The sequence below is a fragment of the Janthinobacterium sp. DSP2-3-3 genome, assembly GCF_049897325.1.
In the GTDB taxonomy this organism is placed as follows: Bacteria; Pseudomonadota; Gammaproteobacteria; order Burkholderiales; family Burkholderiaceae_D; genus Janthinobacterium.
Genome location: NZ_JAFCWA010000023.1, coordinates 1 through 17655, shown reverse-complemented (window position 1 = coordinate 17655; position 17655 = coordinate 1). Strand labels below are relative to the sequence as shown.

General features: G+C 54.8%; 14 protein-coding genes. 7 read left to right on the top strand and 7 right to left on the bottom strand.

Features of this window, described 5'->3' with window-relative positions:
* Positions 1-308: 308 nt before the first annotated feature.
* A complete protein-coding gene (locus ACP7DE_RS27520) occupies positions 309-2342 on the bottom strand; it encodes a sensor histidine kinase (RefSeq protein WP_426075095.1) in 2034 nt (677 codons plus the stop codon).
* Positions 2343-2395: 53 nt separating this feature from the next.
* On the opposite strand from ACP7DE_RS27520, the gene ACP7DE_RS27515 reads away from it, so the two are divergent.
* Positions 2396-3097, top strand: a complete 702-nt coding sequence (locus ACP7DE_RS27515; RefSeq protein WP_426075094.1) for a response regulator transcription factor — start codon at positions 2396-2398, stop codon at positions 3095-3097.
* A gap of 298 nt (positions 3098-3395) precedes the next feature.
* Here the strand turns inward: ACP7DE_RS27515 and ACP7DE_RS27510 are convergent, their stop codons facing one another.
* Complete coding sequence (locus ACP7DE_RS27510) at positions 3396-3869, bottom strand: Lrp/AsnC family transcriptional regulator (protein ID WP_426075093.1); 474 nt, start codon at positions 3867-3869, stop codon at positions 3396-3398.
* A gap of 161 nt (positions 3870-4030) precedes the next feature.
* Between ACP7DE_RS27510 and glmS the strand changes: the two genes are divergently transcribed.
* Together glmS and ACP7DE_RS27500 are read left to right on the top strand one after the other, a co-directional pair.
* Positions 4031-5860 carry a glutamine--fructose-6-phosphate transaminase (isomerizing) gene (gene glmS / locus ACP7DE_RS27505; RefSeq protein WP_426075091.1) on the top strand — a complete coding sequence of 610 codons (1830 nt, stop codon included), beginning with the start codon at positions 4031-4033 and terminating at the stop codon, positions 5858-5860.
* Between the two features lie 616 nt (positions 5861-6476).
* Complete coding sequence (locus ACP7DE_RS27500) at positions 6477-6626, top strand: hypothetical protein (protein ID WP_426075090.1); 150 nt, start codon at positions 6477-6479, stop codon at positions 6624-6626.
* Positions 6627-6706: 80 nt separating this feature from the next.
* Here the strand turns inward: ACP7DE_RS27500 and ACP7DE_RS27495 are convergent, their stop codons facing one another.
* From ACP7DE_RS27495 to ACP7DE_RS27475, 5 genes are all read right to left on the bottom strand, one after another.
* Positions 6707-8470, bottom strand: a complete 1764-nt coding sequence (locus tag ACP7DE_RS27495) for a UvrD-helicase domain-containing protein (protein WP_426075089.1) — start codon at positions 8468-8470, stop codon at positions 6707-6709.
* Between the two features lies 1 nt (position 8471).
* Positions 8472-10361, bottom strand: a complete 1890-nt coding sequence (locus ACP7DE_RS27490; RefSeq protein ID WP_426075088.1) for an ATP-dependent nuclease — start codon at positions 10359-10361, stop codon at positions 8472-8474.
* Between the two features lie 196 nt (positions 10362-10557).
* A complete protein-coding gene (locus ACP7DE_RS27485) occupies positions 10558-12315 on the bottom strand; it encodes a TnsD family Tn7-like transposition protein (RefSeq protein ID WP_426075087.1) in 1758 nt (585 codons plus the stop codon).
* A 65-nt stretch (positions 12316-12380) separates the two neighbouring features.
* Positions 12381-12716 carry a hypothetical protein gene (locus ACP7DE_RS27480; protein WP_426075086.1) on the bottom strand — a complete coding sequence of 112 codons (336 nt, stop codon included), beginning with the start codon at positions 12714-12716 and terminating at the stop codon, positions 12381-12383.
* Positions 12717-12728: 12 nt separating this feature from the next.
* Positions 12729-13187, bottom strand: a complete 459-nt coding sequence (locus ACP7DE_RS27475; RefSeq protein WP_426075085.1) for a helix-turn-helix domain-containing protein — start codon at positions 13185-13187, stop codon at positions 12729-12731.
* Between the two features lie 6 nt (positions 13188-13193).
* Here ACP7DE_RS27475 and ACP7DE_RS27470 point away from each other — a divergent pair, with 6 nt between their 5' ends.
* Genes ACP7DE_RS27470 through ACP7DE_RS27455 form a run of 4 tightly spaced genes read left to right on the top strand, consistent with a single transcriptional unit; the run spans position 13194 to position 17555 of the window.
* The gene (locus ACP7DE_RS27470; protein ID WP_426075084.1) at positions 13194-13481 is read left to right on the top strand and encodes a DNA-binding protein; all 288 of its coding nucleotides are present in this window, start codon (positions 13194-13196) and stop codon (positions 13479-13481) included.
* Positions 13432-14712 carry a hypothetical protein gene (locus ACP7DE_RS27465; RefSeq protein WP_426075083.1) on the top strand — a complete coding sequence of 427 codons (1281 nt, stop codon included), beginning with the start codon at positions 13432-13434 and terminating at the stop codon, positions 14710-14712. Before ACP7DE_RS27470 ends, ACP7DE_RS27465 begins: the two co-directional genes overlap by 50 nt.
* A 3-nt stretch (positions 14713-14715) precedes the next feature.
* Positions 14716-16794: a hypothetical protein gene (locus ACP7DE_RS27460; protein ID WP_426075082.1), complete on the top strand. Its 2079-nt coding sequence runs from the start codon at positions 14716-14718 to the stop codon at positions 16792-16794.
* A complete protein-coding gene (locus ACP7DE_RS27455; protein ID WP_426075081.1) occupies positions 16791-17555 on the top strand; it encodes a hypothetical protein in 765 nt (254 codons plus the stop codon). Before ACP7DE_RS27460 ends, ACP7DE_RS27455 begins: the two co-directional genes overlap by 4 nt.
* Positions 17556-17655: the final 100 nt, after the last annotated feature.

The following is a 17655-nucleotide window of genomic DNA, read 5'->3' as shown; positions in this document are numbered from 1 at the left end:
GGCAGAAACGGGATGAACATCGCTCAGGAATGCGGCCGGGGGCAGGCGTGGCCAATGCTGCTGCTGAAGAATGAACGGCGATGCATGTTTTCCCTGTGCTGTATCTGGTGGCGCCGATGGCTGACAGGAAAAGTGCGCTTCCCTGAAGTCATCTTTTTTGTTGTTTTTTTAAATATTAATGTTATAAAAAGTTACAAAAATTTCTAATGGGAAATATAGCAGAATGGAAGAATTTGAAGTTGAGCAAACCTGAGCGATTCCCGACTGATTTAGTCGGGAATGCCGGCGGCAATCAGGCAATCAGGCAATCAGGCGGGCAGGCGCAAGGCGAAGCTGATGGTGCCGTTGTTGCCGGCGCTGTCGAGGGTGACCTGGCCGCCGTGCAATGCGGCGATGCGCTGCACCAGGTACAGGCCCAATCCGGCACCAGGCTTGTGCTGGGCGATGCGGCCGCGGAAGTACTTCTGGAACAGGCGCGGGATTTCATCGGCAGGCAGGGGCTCGCCCGCATTGCTGACGACGATCTGCACGCGGCCGTCATCGAGCGTGGTGGCTTGCACGCGTATCGCCTGGGCCTGCGGCGCATGCCGGTCAGCATTGCTGAGCAGGTTGCGCAAGGCCACGCGCAGCAGGCTGGCATCGGCCACGACGCTGTCGGGCAGTGCCTGCACGCTGGCATCGATGCGGCCATCGGGCCATTCAGCCAGCACGGCGTGCAGCAGGGCGCGCAAGTCGCATGGCTGGGGACGGAACGTCGCCGCGCTCGTTTCCATACGGTCGGCGCTCAGGTATTCATCCACCAGCGCCGTCATGCGGCCGCTCGCTTCGCGCAAATTCTGGCAGCGTTGTAAGGTTTTTTCCCGTGGCGCCTCCGTGTTGCGGGCAATTTGCTGGGCCGTGGTGTTGATGATGGCCAGCGGCGTGTGGAATTCATGCGACACCATGGCAACGAAATCCTGCTGTTCTTCGCGCGTGCGGGTTTCTACTTCCAGGGCGGCACGCAATTCGACTTCGAGCGCGGCGCGCCGGCCGATTTCCTGTTGCAGCGCCAGCGTGCGCCGCGCCACCTGCTCTTCCAGGCGTTCATTCAGTGCGCGCACGGCACGCACGGCTTCGGCCTGTGCCCTGTCCTTGGCGCGGCGCAATTCGGCGTAGCGGCGGTTGAGGCGCAGGCTCATCAGCATCATGTGGACAAAGGCGCCCAGGGTGGCTGCATGGTTGGTCCAGAAATTCGGCGGCACTACGGCCATATTGCGCAGGAAGCTGATGATGACACCGGCGTAGAAGATGCCGAAAATGAACAGAAAGGCATGCGCCGGGCGGTGCCCGCGCAGCGCCAGCCAGCTGGCCAGCGTGATGAACAGCACGATCAGCGGCAAGGCCGTCATTTGCACCACCAGCACGCCTGCGGCATAGTCGCCGCGCAGCACCAGCAGCGCCCCGAACAGGGCGGCCGCAGCCGTGATGCCCACCACGGCACGGCTGAAACGGGGATACAGCGCGGGCAGCTCCAATTGTAAAGTGGAAAAACGCGCGCCGACGGCGATGGACATGGCCATCGATACGCCCAGCATGGGATCGGACAGCCAGTTCGGCATGGCGAAAATTTGCTGGGGAATGGCGATCGTCAGCGCTTCCGTGGTGGCATTCGTTAGCACGTACAGCAGATACCAGCCGCTGTGGGCTTCGCGCGTCATGCGCCAGAAAAAGATATGGAACAGGATCAGCAGCAAATAACTGCCGAACTGCAAGCCGTAATACAGGTATTCGCGGCGCGAGGACGCGTCGAAGCTGGCGCTGGGCAATAACGTCAGCTCCGTCGACATGGCTTTCTTGCTGTGCAGGCGTACCAGCCAGCGCTGCGGCTGACCTGGCGGCAACTGCACGGGAAACACCGCCTGGCGCGCATCGACGGGCCAGGCGTCGCGGATCACGTCGGCGCCGGCCTCTTGCCGCAGCCAGAGTCCGGCCTGATCCTGGCGATACAGGCGCACGTCATCGAGCACGGCGTTGCTAAAGCGCAACACCCATTCATCGGGCGACTGGGCTGCGCGCCTTACCTCCAGGCGCAGCCAGATGGCATCCTGCGTATAGCCGGCACTGACGGCGCCAGGCAGGGGCCGCCAGCCTGGCGCGGCCAGCGCGGCCTTGGGATCCAGTTGGCCGGACGTATCGCGCAGCATCTGCATGTGGCCGCTGGCCGACACGGGCTGCCCGCTGGACGGCAGCGTCAGTGGCGCCAAGACGGGCGCGGCCTCGCCGGCCAGCGCTGGCAGGCTGGCGAACAACAGGACAATGGCAAACAGGATTTTCATGGCGCAGGAGCTTATCATGCGGGGCATGATGCCCCTGCGGCTTGCTTCCCGGCAGCATGACGATCGGTTATCCTTGCGCCATGTTGAACCTCATTTTGCTTGAAGACGAAGCCGTGCTGCGGCAGGAGTTGACCGAGTTTCTCGGCGACAGCGGTTACCGCGTGACTGCCGTTGCCGACCTGGCCGCGTTTCATGCCTGTTACGCACCGGCGCTGCACTGTATCGCCATCATCGACCTGGGCTTGCCCGACGGCGATGGCATGCTGCTGGTGCGCGCCTTGCGGGCGCAGGGGGAGCCCATCGGCATCGTCGTGTTTACAGCGCGCGGCACGACGCAAGACAAGGTGAATGGCCTGGGTGGCGGCGCCGACTATTACCTGCCAAAAAGCGCCGACCTGGATGAACTGGCAGCCACTTTGAGCGCGCTGGCACGGCGCCTGGGCGAACCTGCCGCCGCTGTCATCGCGGCGCCCGCCACGGCCTGGGTGCTGGAACTGGGGCCGCGCCGCCTGCTGCCGCCCAGTGGCGACGCCATTGCGCTGTCGCAACAGGATGTGACGGTGCTGCACGCCCTGATGGCCGAACCGGAGCGCATCGTCAGCCGCCAGCAGATCGTCCAGTCCCTGGGCGAGGATTTCCTCAGCTATGACCAGCGCCGCCTGGACACCCAGATCAGCCGCTTGCGCCGCAAGGCCGAGCAGGCCACCGGCATGACCTTGCCCATCAATACTGCCCGCAATGCCGGCTACCGGTTTTATGCCGACGCGCAAGTGCGTCGCTGAATGTACCGTTGCCACGCGTTGGTGGTTGTGGATAAGCCTGTCGATAAGTGGTGAAAAAGCCTGTTGGCAAGCTGTGTGAAAGTCACGCCGCTTACCTTGGCAAGTAGTGCCGCTGACGCGCGGGGCGCGCTTGCTGGCTCCGGTGGGGGCTCGTCAGGCTCTTCATTGAGCAGTATCGGCGTGGCATCACATATGCCAGGTATTGCTTGTGCATAAGTTTGTGCAAAAGTATCGTATAAGCGGTGCACAAGGCGCGTATAAGCATGTGGGCAAGCGGTGGATAACCGGCGGATGAAAATCAGACGGCAATGCGTGTCTCGAACTTGCTGCGAAACGTGGAAAAATAGCTTTTCACGTTGCGCACATTGGCGTGCGCGGCAAACAGGCGGTGCGCCAGCGCGTGATACGCGGGCATGTCGGCCACTTGCACCATCAGCACGAAATCGGGACCGGGCGAGACGCGGTAGCATTGCAGCACGGCGGGCTCGTCCGCCACGAGCTGCTCGAATTCCGTCATGCGTTCCGCCGCCTGCACGTCGAGCGTGATTTCCACGATGGCCGTCAGGCGCGCGCCCACCAACTGCGGCGCAACGATGGCCACCTGCCGCTCGATCACGCCGCTTTCCGTCAAATGCTTGACGCGCCGCAAACACGTGGGCGCCGAGACATGCACCGCGCGCGCCAGCTCACTGTTGGTTTGCGATGCATCAATTTGCAAGGCGTTCAGGATGCGACGATCAATCTCGTCGAGGGTAATGTTGAGTTCGCTCATAGTTTTAACGAAATGGAGAATATATTGATTCTAAATGAAATAATATTTCATCGCAAAATAGTCGTGAAATATTAAATCAAAAATATGCTAATTTAGAAAGCATATTTCATGCACTCTGCATTAGCATGCGTGCATTGATTAAATTTTAGACAGAGGTTTCCATGTGCGGCATCGTCGGCGCGGTAGCGCAACGTAATATCACTCCCATCCTGCTCGAAGGCTTGAAGCGTCTGGAATACCGCGGCTACGATTCCTGCGGCATCGCCTTGCACGCCGATGGCCGTTTGCAGCGTTCGCGCTCCACCTCGCGCGTGGCCGAGCTGGAAAAACAGATCGCCGAAGAGGGCTTGAGCGGTTTTACGGGCATCGCCCACACGCGCTGGGCCACGCATGGCGCCCCTGTCAACTTCAATGCCCACCCGCACTTTTCCCCAACGGAAGAGAACGCCCGCGTGGCGCTGGTGCATAACGGCATCATCGAAAACCATGACGAACTGCGTGCCGAACTGACGGCCCTCGGTTACGTCTTCCAGAGCCAAACGGATACGGAAGTGATCGCCCACCTGGTCGAGCACATGTATAACGGCGACCTGTTCGAGACCGTGCAGCAGGCCGTGAAACGCCTCGATGGTGCGTATGCGATTGCCGTGTTCTGCCGCGACGAGCCGCACCGCGTGGTGGCCGCGCGCCAGGGCTCGCCCCTGATCGTCGGCTTGGGCAACGGTGAAAATTTTGTGGCGTCCGACGCCATGGCGCTGGCCGGCACGACGGACCAGATCATCTACCTGGAAGAAGGCGACGTGGTCGACCTGCAACTGTCGCGCTGCTGGATCGTCGATGTCGATGGCAAGCCCGTCGAGCGCGAAGTGAAAACCGTGCATGCGCATACGGGTGCGGCCGAGCTGGGCCCATACCGCCATTACATGCAGAAGGAAATTTTTGAACAGCCGCGCGCGATCGGCGATACGCTCGAAGGCGTGACGGGCATCATGCCGGAACTGTTCGGCGACAATGCCTATGCCATCTTCAAGCAGATCGATCGCGTGCTGATCCTTGCCTGCGGCACCAGCTCGTATGCGGGCATGACGGCCAAGTACTGGATCGAAGCGATTGCCAAGGTGCCCGTCAGCGTGGAAGTGGCCAGCGAATACCGCTACCGCGACAGCGTGCCGCACCCGAACACCCTGGTGGTGACGATTTCGCAAAGCGGCGAGACGGCCGATACCCTGGCCGCCCTGAAACATGCGCGCAGCCTGGGCATGCTGCACACCTTGACCATCTGCAACGTGGCCACCAGCGCCATGGTGCGCGAATGCGCGCTGGCCTACATCACGCGCGCCGGCGTGGAAGTGGGCGTGGCGTCGACCAAGGCGTTTACGACGCAGCTGGCCGGCCTGTTCCTGCTGACCCTGTGCCTGGCGCAAGTCAATGGCCGCCTGTCCGACGAACAGGAAGCGGCGCACCTGAAAGCCATGCGCCACTTGCCCGTCGCCATCGCTTCCGTGCTGGCGCTGGAACCACAAATCATCGCCTGGTCCGAGGAATTTTCGCGCAAGGAAAACGCCCTCTTCCTGGGGCGCGGCATGCACTACCCGATCGCCCTGGAAGGCGCCTTGAAACTCAAGGAAATTTCCTACATCCACGCCGAGGCGTATCCGGCCGGCGAACTGAAGCACGGCCCGCTGGCCCTGGTGACGAATGAAATGCCGGTCGTTACCATCGCGCCCAACGACGCCCTGATTGAAAAGCTCAAATCGAACATGCAGGAAGTACGCGCCCGCGGTGGCCAGCTCTACGTTTTCGCCGACGTGGATTCCCGCATCAGCTCTGGCGAAGGCTTGCACGTCATCCGCCTGCCCGAGCACTACGGCGACCTGTCGCCGATCCTGCACGTGGTCGCGCTGCAACTGCTGGCGTATCACACGGCACTGGCGCGGGGCACGGATGTGGATAAGCCGAGGAATTTGGCGAAGTCAGTGACGGTGGAGTAAGCAGGCCGGATTCCGCCTTTCTGTGAAGCGAGACAATAAAGTCCGTCGGAGAACAATAAAGTCCGTCGGGCTTTTTGTTGTCAATGAGAGAACATTCTTTATGGCAACATAATTCATGACAATATGTACTAGCAACAAGTTCGATGCTACTACGCTGGCTAAGCCTGCGACTTGCTAACACCTTCAGGCCAGTACGCCCCTCAGCGTCCGTGTTTTGTGATTGTGCAATCCGATAATTGCAATAATTGCAACATAAAGTCGTCTACTTATATAAACGGGCCTTTTTATCGTCTGAAGCCCGTAGCGTCGGCAGTTTTCGTCAAATCGAACGGTAGATGCGCTTCCACTTTCACCGGATATGCACATTTCACGTTTCCAGGAGATGCCCCCCTACACTTCCAGAGAGAGAGCAATAGAACGGCGCGTAGCTGCGCCGGATAAGCTAAGGGTAGTGGTTTGGAATACTAAAGGCTGGTTTTGAACGCTAACTCGTGGCGCTCTAAATGCGAATACTCAGTTTTTGCATCCGCGTATCGAAATAATGGAAAAATGGTGCAACCACGCCTGTGTCGTGACGGCAGAATTGCGGACATGTTTTGTTTTTTTTGGAGTCCGTATGTATATCGAATTTTCTGCTGCCGTCATCGATGCCTGTTCCGCATTCGTTATTACGCTGGACCGCTATCCTCGCGGCGCAGTTGCGCTGGTGATTGTTCTATTGGCCGGTGGTACCGCCGTCGCCTTAGCAACGTGGCGTAGCAAATAATAGTGGCGCGGGACCCAGAGGCGGCGGTGAAAGATATTCTCTCCGTCTGTCGAAAGCGAGCGTTAGCGGCAATATCTCCGTCATGGCACATAGGTCCGCAACCCCAGTGCTATTAGCTTTTTACGGTCGGCCGCGTTCACCGTCTTCACTGCCCAGATTAGAATGTGCCGCGGTCGTGAGGAAGCGACATAGGCAAATCGCGCTGCTTCTGACTGGGGATCATCTATCCATTCCTTCCAATGCGACGCTTCTCCTTGTTTCGTGCTAGACACCAACATCGTCACGTCGTGGGTTTCGCCCTTCACCTCATGGATGGTCGCCAGGCGATGGCCTTTCCTCAGAGCAGGGCCGTTTGAGACGGAGGCGAGCACCTTTATCTCTCCGAGACCTGCTGGCGCTGGGTGCTTTTTTGTCTGCAAGGTGTCGAGGATGCGTTGACCGACAGCATCATTACAAACAATCGCGGCAAGGCCGGGCAAGGTCTCCCGCATCTTCTTACACCAAAACTTCCACGTGACATCCTGATTGCCGAGGCCACCGTTTACAAATTCAGAAAGACAGTTCGATAAAAATTGGTGCCAGACTTCTGCAGATTCGATGTCTGTCGGACGGTAAAATAACTCCTCACCTAACGTGTCGCAATTCATGCAGTTTTCAGCCAAATAGCGCGCGAACGTAGACAGAGCTGTATGGAGCGCACTTGGCGAATCGCTTAAAAATACGGCGATTGAGGTAGCGAGCAGTTGCACAGGCCCCTGCTCGGTGTCTGCTGCGCGAAGCTTTGCCAAAGTAGAGTGACCCCGCGCCACAATGACTGGGTTGCCGTGCCCGGTCGCCAAAGCATCGAAATGAGCCAGTACTTCGGACGGGCACTGGGTGTATTCGATCAAGTAGCATGTCACCGGCGCATAGTCGGGTTTTCCCTGAGTTTTACCGGCATTTACAAGTTTCCCATGCAGATCCACAATCGACTGTCCACTACGATGATTTTCCTCCATCGGCATTTCAAGGCAGCCTATCCGCGCGATGAAATCTTTTACGGTACCTGGAAAACAGTTTCTGAAGCCATAGATCGCTTGTTCGAGATCGCCCACCAGATGAAACTTCATACCTAAGTCAGCCAAGCATGTAAAGATCGCAATTTGCTCAGCCGACAAATCTTGGCACTCGTCGATTATTATTGATGGAAAGCGATCGACAAGCAGCTCGACCCGCGCCGTGAATTTTGGTTTGGCCAATATCTGGATCGCAAATCGCTCCACATCTCTATAGGTGGCAAACCCGGCCGCGTTGAACCGCTGCTTGACTTCGTGTAAATGCGCGATCTGCCATGGCTCCAGAGCTAGATTGTTCAGCTTACGCCGCACTGGATCGGAGGGATGCCAGAACCAGAAACGCCCTTGGACTGGATCCCAGTCGAAACAGTTGGCAGCAATGTGCAGGTGCTCGATCGCATATTTTGTGCGATAAAAACTGAGGGCTTCCGGTCCGATTACCCGTAGCGCGTAGTCGTCATCCCGCCCAGCATAGCCAGTCAATATGTGTGCTACCGGCGTCACGATGTGCTTGAGGATAAAGCTATCTACCGTCCCGATGAAGTGGGGGTAGGCATTGGTATTACCGCGTCGTACTTTGGCGATACGATCACTGAGCTCCCCAGTGGCGCTGCGCGAAAACGACAGTACGGCCATCCCTGCTGGGAAGTGCGGCCACCTTCGTATTTCCAGCGCGACCTTGGCCGCGATGACCTCGGTCTTGCCGGCGCCAGGACAGGCGCGCAAAAAGACATTACGTCCCAGCGATGATTCGATGTAGTTCTGCTGGTTGGGGGAAAATGTGATCATCTTAATGCGTCTTGCAGGCCCAATGCACTGCGTCTTGGATATATTGCGGCACAGCCAGCATAGCCTTACCCGCTGCAAGTTCATCCGCCAGCAACTGGGCGAACAAGCCCTTGCCAATATCGCCACTGTCAATCAGCTCTAGCAGCTCAAAAGCAGCGTTTGCTTTATCTCTAGGCGCGGCAGCTATCCAGTTCACCTTATCGTCCGATAGCGTAGCAAGCTTTTTTTTGTTCGCGCCATCAGTGGGCCAGACCGCGTACAGGACCTTCGCCATAATTGGAATGTTGTTACCTTCCATTGCGAGGTCGTATTCAAAGGTCTTGTAAAGGCCGACCATCAAGCGTGCGTCGGCTGACTTTGCGATATCTGCCACCAATTTCAGGGCATGGTTATTTCCTGGATGGAGATTGTCGGCACAAGGTTTAATGTTGTGCACCACATCGACGCCACCTACTTTCACGGTTTCTGTTTTGGCAGGATCCAGATCGGTCAGCCCCGCGCAACGGATTGGGATGTTTGCTGCCTTAGGATGCAAAGGATTGAGATTGCAGTAAAACTGCATGAAATGCTTAAAGTAAATTCCGTTGAGATTGATAACGCTAATGCCTAGATCTTCCAGCGTTTGCTTACCCGGATTCTGATTTTTTAGGATCACCTTCGCCAGTTCCGGGACGACGATTGCCTCCGCAATTCCTTCTACAAAAATCAATCCGCGCGCAAACAAGAGGTTCGACTTCGTGACGTCCAGCCAGCGGTTGATAAATTTACGGCTATCGTCCGCTAGTCCGCAGGCCGAAAGTTGAGTGGCGACAGGATCGGGGGAGCAGGCGATGTGTACGATGGCATCAACCGGCACTGCGGACGCTAGAACGGTTGAATGGGTTGTGACAATAACTTGGACGCTTTGCTTTTCCGCCACTTCGGATAGGTAACGTAATAGTCGGGTTTGCAGTTGTGGATGCAGGTGCGCCTCAGGTTCCTCGATCAACAACAGGTGAAAGTAGCCGGTATCCTGATCTCGTACTGTAGATGCTAACGTCAGTTCTGCAAGAATGGACGCAATGTAGATGAGGTTGTTAAAACCCAGACTGTTCTCACTCAGACTGCGGAACTGACTGGCATCTACCTCTGACAAGTTAGGGAAATACAGAAGTCGTAAACCTTCGACGATGCGCGAGAAATCACTTTCCGAGAATTGAATGCGGGTACCTTGGGCGAAATACTCGCCGATAGAGTTCTTCAGTGCCTCGCCAATCAACTTATTGGCTCGCTTAATGTCAGAGTCCTTTCCGTCAGCTAGGTCGTTGTTAAAGGCCTCGACTTGGGATACCAACGGGTGTTTGGTGCGAGCCTCTTCATGGGCAAGCAAGTCTTTCTTGCAAATCGCTTTCAGCAATTTGGCCAACCGAGAGCGGGTTCCGTTGGAGAGCTTGTCTTCCGCATCACGCAAAGGGGGAAGGTATATGCACCTGATCAGGTCTAAGGTGTCGGCTTCGACACTGGATTTGACTTTGCCAGCCCATAGAATTCGTTTGTGCCGGCCACGGAATTCACGGTTTTCGACGTGAAGATTGAGCTGATAGGCGTCGGCCGCATTCTGCCAGGCGAGGAAAGCAAGCTGTTCGGGCTTATCCAAATCGGAAAAAATAGCCGAAATGTTGAACTGGGCCGCCCGCGTACTGGCTGCTTCAAACCCGAGGTAGAAATCTTGGTCGGCCACCGAGTACCATCCCGCTTCAGAATCACTAAACAGCTGCCGCAGCGCGCTGATGATGGCTGTCTTTCCGGTGCCGTTTTCACCAACCAATACGTTCAGGCCTGGATTAAAACTGACCGTAAATGGCTTTTGAAACGAACGAAATCCATCCACAGTGAGTTCGCTGATATGCATGAAATTCCCTTGGGTACGCTGACCAGTTGGTTTCCTCTAATGTACAGACCTTATCACACAGGCACGTTTAATTTCTACAGATAAGGTTGCAATTTAGGCCGCACATTTGGAATTTATATGAAAGCGCCTGTGTGCGATTGTTCCTCGAATTTTTGTTGTCCGCCGCCGCCCGCCTCATATTATTGAAGGTACTCTGTTAAAGCAATTTCTCAGCATGTGATTGACGCCGCGCGGTGATTGCAGTCTCAAGCGCACCTCGTGTTTTCGGCAGCCGATCAAGCACGTCTAGCTTAGCTTTCAATTCTGGAATACGCTGGTAGATTTGCCAAAGGCGAACCGGCTGTTGACCAGTGGATTCAAGTAGTTGCAACGTCACCTCCTGCACCTGCAGTGATAGCGTGGTGTCACGCTCATCCCACCGGACAGCTGAGCGGTTTGCGCTGCGTGCAGTGTTTGGTGCTGGTTGATTGTTCTTAAGCCATTCTCGGTCGTGGCGATAGAGCCATATATAGACAGCAGGCGCCTGCGCACGTAGTAGCTTTATGCCGAAGCATGGAAACTCCAACTTTGTCGCTCCCCATGCTTCTCTCATCGCCTGTTTCTGTGAAGTGGCGCGTGCATTTATCCAGGCATCGTGCAGCCCGACGATGGTGTTTCTCGTTCTAGCTATCGTTGTGACGGAGAGATGATGTTTTGTCGCGATCTCCTGTATGGCTGTTCCACTTTTGATATCCTTCACCACCGTGTCGAGCAGGATGCTGTGCAATAGCTTTGGGCGCCGCTTGCTCGAAATACCCTTCTGAGCCAACGCTGCCATCGCCGTGGATACATCCATGCCGAGTTCGCGAGCCGCGCCGGAAACGGAGACCCCTTTCTGGATTAACCCGATCAGCGCAAGTGTGGATGGCGCCTGTGCAGATTCTTGTTGTGGCGCTGACTTCACTCCCGCTTGCTCGACCGTGGTGGTGCTGAATGCAGCGTTATAGGCGCTGAAAAATTGATCCCAGCTCCCGAATAGCCAACTGATGAGAAGTAGGTGCCGCAGTGGATGAGTGCCGGTTCGCGGTAGGCGAAGGATACGGCCTAGCTGAGTGGGTAAATCAGCCGCATCGGATTTTTTTAGAGCGATTTCGGGAATGACGCTCAGTGGCGCGATGTGGCGCCCAAACTGATGGCAGACTTCGCTTAATCGGAGGGCGCCACTTTTCGTAGTCAGCCCACGGCGCTTCAGGGCTTCATTGTAGGTGGACTGCAATGTAGTGGCCGAAAAGTGAAAATATGCCGGTAGCCTGGCTAAACCGAGTGAGCATGAAGAGATAAGCGACAGGTGCTCATGTATTTGATCGTGGTTGCTGGAGGCCTCCCGGTGCTGCCATGCCGGTTCCAAGATATTGTGGTTCGGAAGATAGAATTGGAAGCGCCCCACCCCGTTTGCCTTAACGGTCGCCTCGCGGAGTACAGTGCTATGGTCAGGACATAGCCATACACCTGGAAATTGATGGCTGAGGTGCCAGTAGGATACTGAGTGCCTGGCCAGATCCTCTCGCATACATTCGGTGCAGGCCTTAAGTGGATGATGTGCGCGAAATCTGCTGGTGAGTATCCCCAACCTGAATTTCAACGACGAGATATCGCCAGCCTCGAATGCTGCCATCATCTCCGCGGCATGCACGGGCTGGCGCATAGGAAGATAGAATGGCAGGACGGTCCGCTGGCGAATGATTTGGGAAGCTGTACCCAAGGTGGAATTGGTGCGACTGGCAAAAGCGTCTAAGCCGCTGGGGAAATCGTGCTGGTATCCAAGCCGTGGTTTCCCGAACAACTGATTTAAAGTAGCCTTTGACGTGGCGTTACAGCTTAGGCGGTGATAGCGGCAAGCTAAGCTGTAGAACGTCTCATCTGGAAGCCATTTTGGCAGATCAAAGGCGGCGAATAAAGGCATCGAGCGCATCATGTTCTCCATCCGGCATGCCCCTAGGCGCGTAGCTTTTGTTGACCCGCGTCTTTAATGTGCCAAGCTTACTTTACACGACGGAGCGGTTCTGGCGCGTGTGCCGGTGCAGTTGGCGGCGGCCGATGAGTTTGAACCTTTGCTCGGTCAATGTACCAAGCGCCGACGGCGAGCAATACCAAAGCGTAACTCCCCAGGATCACACGTGTTGACAGATCGACGGGGACTGGCAGGCCAGCCGCCACGACGACAAAGACTGCCAGGATCATCAAGGCGAGACCGAATGTCTTACCGGATTCCCGTCGGGCATCTCTTTGACGGGTATCACTTTGCACGCGTTCCATCACCTCATTTAAGGTGTCCTGGGCTTGTTTCGCAACCTCATCAATATTTGTCTTGTCCATAACGGTTATTGTTCACGCTGCGCTGCGTAGGTAAATGTCGATTTCCTTGGAATCAAAGCTCTCATGCTGAGAAAATTTTTCGTACAAGAGCTTTTGAAGCAAAAAGTGGTTTTGAGTCGATACCACCATGTTGTGTTCGGAGGCCCAGTTGTTGATGCCGACGTTAATGGCTTGTAGAAGTCGCCAATTGAGGTTGCTGTGCGTTCGCCGGCCAGTCACTATGAATAGAATATCCACGCCAGCCTGATCCGCGCGCTCAAGCAGTTTCATGTCCAGGAAGCTCTTGCCGATTTCGCAGTTCGCGACGGTTCCCCGGCTCGTCCCCAGCGCTTGCGCCAACTCTTCCTGAGTCAAGCCCTTCCGGTTGCGCTCGTCTTTAAGGCGGCTGCCGTAGTCACTAGCATTCATAAATTTGTACAAATATTTGACATCATGTGCAATCTTGACACATTTGCTTAAAATCGGCATCATGTTTTTATGAATACCCATTCTTCAGATGTCAGAACTTTGGAACAGGCCCGCCATTGGTTTGAGGCTCGTGGCGTTAGCGTTTCCGATTGGGCCAAGGAGAACGGTTTTCCCAGGGATGTGGTCTATGCAATATTGGCTGGCCGTACGCGCGGCCGGCGAGGCCGCGCCCACCAAGTCGCTGTTGCGCTCGGTATCAAACCAGCACCACCCGCCGCTGTTGAGCTTGGCGCTGTAGAGGCTAAAGTTGAAACAGATTCTGAAAATTCTTCCAAGGAGAATGTCATGCCGCCATAAAATTTATGGGGGAGAAAACACAATCGTCCAGAGCCTTGGGGAAGGCATCTGGACGATTTTGGATTGTGCATGGAAAACGGCTAGTTTTCTTACCATCACTTTCCAACGAAATGCTCTCTTTGTCAAGAGGCACGGGTCACTGCTGCCCGGTTTTTGTGTGTGGCCTCTCCAATCCTGCCTAAACGATAGTCGCGCCAGCTCAAGTCTGGCGTGGTTCTTCACATTTCAGAAAAGAGAGGATCAAATGGGGTATCTCACCCGGCCGAGCGCCGCCAGGCTTAAACAAATTCACGACCGGCAAGATAATCCAGGTTGGGGCAAAGATTATGTTCCCGCGATTAAAGCGACAAGGGAGGAGGCGCCGTCGGGCAGCCGGCCGGCTCTGACGTACTCAGGGAAATTACAGCGAGATATACACACCTTGTCGAAGGTGGAAACTGAGACCCTGCTGATAGGCCTGTATTGCCCGAAAGTGTTCGACCTACATGAAGAGCGAATGTTGGCATATCTGCCTTGTACGCATCCATTAGCAGTGCACCCTCGTACCAGGCATCTTTCGTGGCCGAATTCTCGTGGAACACTTGCTGCTGCCGAAGAGTTATCTGCTTTGAGGTGCCATCCGACGATCAAGGTGGCGGATCCTGAGTTCGACGGAGAGCTGATGGAAATTCCATTTCCCTTGATCGAAGATTTTCTATGGTTTCTTGAAGACAAAGACGGATGCTATTGCGTCAACTGGACGATAAAAGGAAGTCGGGAAGATTTTGCGATCAAATCCTATTTTAACTCTCCAGTAATCCCGACAACGAAAACCGCCAGCGCCGCGTGGAAGGCATCAATGCGACATGGTGTCGAGGAGATCTACTATTCGGATTTTGGAATCAGAACACAAAGGATTACCCGGGATGACTACTCTCGCGACCTAGCTAATAACCTAAGTCAGATTTTCGGGTGGATATACAGGCCGGTTACCTTGCCGATGGCTGCCCAGAAGAAAATTCTAAATTGGCTGCGTATTGCGCTTTCATCGGGGATCCCACCTTTTCAAATGTGGTCTGAGCTGGCGAGCATGGAGCAGCTGTATCTAGACGATGTTAAGTATGTAATGTATCGCTCGATCTGGGAGCGACAACTGAAGGTTGACCTGTTTCAACCTATTCACATCGACTGGCCCTTGCTACCGGAAAAAAGGGATGTACTGGATGTATACGCCGAATGGTTTCGGAGGTAGGTTATGGGTATTCAAGTCGGCACTCAGCTCATAGCACCCAACGGCTATCAGATGTTGGAAAAAGATGTCACTTATTACTTCCTCCGCAGCAATGCGACCTTAGAGCGTGTAGGCCTTGTGCAGTACATTGTGTCTCCGCCCCGCAGAGTGCGAAATGGAAAAATTGTAGCGGACGCTGAGGCTCAATATAGCACTCGGCTGGTTGTCCTTCCTAGATGTCAGTTTGAGCAAGGTCTTCAAACTGGGGAAATTGTATCTTGTGCACGTCAGTCGACATTGCCACCCTGGCTGGCCAGATATGAAGGCATAGACCTCGGCTGGTCGGATGAGAACCGACGGCACGCGCATGTACGGCATGATGATCGGATTGACTCCAGGCTGAAGCATATCCAGTCATTGTTGAATATGCAGACGGAAATCCTCAGTTCTGATAACCCTGAAAAGGCCATCAATAAATACGCGCGCAAGTGCACTCCTGTGCAAAACGAGCGCCGCTTGCGTCTTTGGTTTCTGACATACATTCTCTTTGGGCAGAATCGCTTCGCCTTACATTACGGTATTGCGGCAATAGGCCGCTGGGAGCGACGTAGTGTGGGGAGCGTCAAACGCGGTGCGCCATCAATGTATAAAGGCAAGAACCATGGCTATAACGTCGACGAAGTCATGTACAAGAAGATTATCGAAGGGTTTGATCGATTTGCCCGCAGAGGGGTCAAGAGAGGTCTCATTTATGAGAAAGCCTTACAGTATGTTTTCGGATGCCGAATCGTTACTGGTCAACACCGGCGTAAGAGTTATTCTCAGCCGGATGGCACGCCCTATCCATCAGAGAGACAATTTTTTTATTGTGTCGGCAAAGAGTATGGGACCAGCACCGTTGCTGAAATCAAGATTGGCAGAGGTCGTGCCCGCATGGAGCTGGCGCCGTCAAAAGGCCCCTTCACGCAAGCGGTAAGCAACCTGATGGAGTGCGTTGAAGCCGATGGCTATTTCTTTGAAGAGCTTCCAAGGGGACTTATCGAAGGAAGTCCTCTTCCTCCTCTTTGTGAGGTACGCCTGCGAGATGTCGCGAGCGGCGCAATCGTTGGGCTTGGATTTAGTCTCGGCGCAGAACGTGCTGCGGCATATCGTATGGCTATGTTTTGCGCCGCGATTTGTAAGGTCAAGTACTGCGCGCTGCATGGAATGACTATCGCACCAGAAGAATGGCCTACTATCGGCCTTCCTTCAAAGTACATCACTGATCGTGGAGTCGGCGCTACCGCCACAGCTTTCGCGCGCGATATCGTTTTTAAGCCAGCAATCAGGGAACTTACACCGTCGTACTCTGGCCAGTCTAAAGCAGTGATTGAGTCTTCTCATCCGAAGACGACAAGCAATTTGGATGCCCCCTCTTATATACAGTCCCAACTCACGCCGGCGCTAATGATCCGTCGAGAAATTTTAGCTACAGTTCGTGACAACGATTGCATACTGGCGCAATCGCGCCTGACACCAGATCTTGTGGATAAAGTGCGTACTCCTACGCCGATAGGGTTATGGGAAGCGATGGACAGTTTAGGAAGAAATGATGCTCAGCGAATATCCTTTGAAGATGCAGTGAGGAATTTTTTATCAAAAATTCCAGTGAAAATGAAAGCCGATGGAGTTTTTTTGAAGGGACGCAGATACGACTCAGAGCATTTGCGTGCTACGAAGATACTGGAAAAGGTTGCTCGATCTCAAGGATTGGATATGGACGCTTACTACCTTGAGGGGGCGGCCCGATACATATGGATTCAAGTCGACGGCCAGTTAGTTGAACTACAGCTTCAACTGGCTCTACGCGTTCAAGAAAGCGCAAAAAACGTTTCTCTACAAGAACTACAGCAATGGGAGGCGCACGAACGCCAACAGCGTTCAGTGCATAGAGAGCATGTGCACGCCTCAAATACAGCAATGCGGATGCGCTACGAGGATGAGACAGGGAAGAAATCGGACGGCGCCATCACAAAAAATGGTCGGGCACGTCGCGGAACTGCTCAGGCTAAGCGTGAAGCTGCCGAAGCCAGAGCTGAGCATGAAGGAAAGGATGCCCGATGAGTGCGAAGGAAAATCTTTGGGCAAAGAGGTTTGAAGACGTTTTGGCAATCGATGAAATTAAACGGCGCGCAGACCGCCCTGCACGTCCACTTCTTTGCTTGGAAAAGGATACTATTGAACACGCCTGTTTTCGCATTGAAAGTGAGCTTCGCGAGGTTTTTGTCACCACGTCACGGGCTGCAGAAATTCTTCAGAAATTCATTGAGCACGCGTATAGCCATTCGCTGTCGCGCTACTCGGATGTGCCGAAGTTTTTGGGCCAATGTTATGACGGCCTGGCTGATATAGAACCATACTTTCCACATATACTTACAGGCCCAGCAGGGACTGGCAAGACGCAACTAGGGCAGGCACTGATCCGGATTCTGCCGCTAGCGTCGACCATCCAACCTGACACTTACCATCCAGCGATTCCATTGATCGCAGTCAGGCATGTAGCCATAAAAACGACAAAGAGCTTACCTGGAGTATTGCAAACGCTAGTTCGATCAGCGCATACATCAGGGGTAAGTGGATCTCGTTCGGCTGCATCGATCGATGCGTGTGCACGCTGGCAGTATATCTGCGGCACTTCATTGTTGATTGCTGACGAGCTCCAGTTCATTTCGCAAAGCAGTAATGCATCTACCCGCATCGCGCAGGTGTTGCTTGGGTTGTCCTACCTTCTTGTGCCCACGGTCTTCATTGGAAATTACAGTCTGATACATAGGCTACGCAAGCGACCGCAAGAAGAACGTCAGAGTGAGGTGTACTGTCAATAGCGGACACTCTTGTTTCAAGCCGCCTGTGGTTGTTTGCTGAATTTTTCAGCAAACAACGCGGGCGGAACATTGCCGAGGCGCGAGTGGCGCCGCTGGCGGT

What these genes read in the sequence shown, in the direction of transcription:
- ACP7DE_RS27495 (WP_426075089.1), bottom strand. Translation starts at nt 8,470, where the DNA reads ATGATCACATTTTCCCCCAACCAGCAGAACTACATCGAATCATCGCTG.
- ACP7DE_RS27510 (WP_426075093.1), bottom strand. Translation starts at nt 3,869, where the DNA reads ATGAGCGAACTCAACATTACCCTCGACGAGATTGATCGTCGCATCCTG.
- ACP7DE_RS27455 (WP_426075081.1), top strand. Translation starts at nt 16,791, where the DNA reads ATGAGTGCGAAGGAAAATCTTTGGGCAAAGAGGTTTGAAGACGTTTTG.
- ACP7DE_RS27485 (WP_426075087.1), bottom strand. Translation starts at nt 12,315, where the DNA reads ATGATGCGCTCGATGCCTTTATTCGCCGCCTTTGATCTGCCAAAATGG.
- ACP7DE_RS27470 (WP_426075084.1), top strand. Translation starts at nt 13,194, where the DNA reads ATGAATACCCATTCTTCAGATGTCAGAACTTTGGAACAGGCCCGCCAT.
- ACP7DE_RS27480 (WP_426075086.1), bottom strand. Translation starts at nt 12,716, where the DNA reads ATGGACAAGACAAATATTGATGAGGTTGCGAAACAAGCCCAGGACACC.
- ACP7DE_RS27515 (WP_426075094.1), top strand. Translation starts at nt 2,396, where the DNA reads ATGTTGAACCTCATTTTGCTTGAAGACGAAGCCGTGCTGCGGCAGGAG.
- ACP7DE_RS27490 (WP_426075088.1), bottom strand. Translation starts at nt 10,361, where the DNA reads ATGCATATCAGCGAACTCACTGTGGATGGATTTCGTTCGTTTCAAAAG.
- ACP7DE_RS27520 (WP_426075095.1), bottom strand. Translation starts at nt 2,342, where the DNA reads ATGCCCCGCATGATAAGCTCCTGCGCCATGAAAATCCTGTTTGCCATT.
- glmS (WP_426075091.1), top strand. Translation starts at nt 4,031, where the DNA reads ATGTGCGGCATCGTCGGCGCGGTAGCGCAACGTAATATCACTCCCATC.
- ACP7DE_RS27475 (WP_426075085.1), bottom strand. Translation starts at nt 13,187, where the DNA reads ATGATGCCGATTTTAAGCAAATGTGTCAAGATTGCACATGATGTCAAA.
- ACP7DE_RS27460 (WP_426075082.1), top strand. Translation starts at nt 14,716, where the DNA reads ATGGGTATTCAAGTCGGCACTCAGCTCATAGCACCCAACGGCTATCAG.
- ACP7DE_RS27500 (WP_426075090.1), top strand. Translation starts at nt 6,477, where the DNA reads ATGTATATCGAATTTTCTGCTGCCGTCATCGATGCCTGTTCCGCATTC.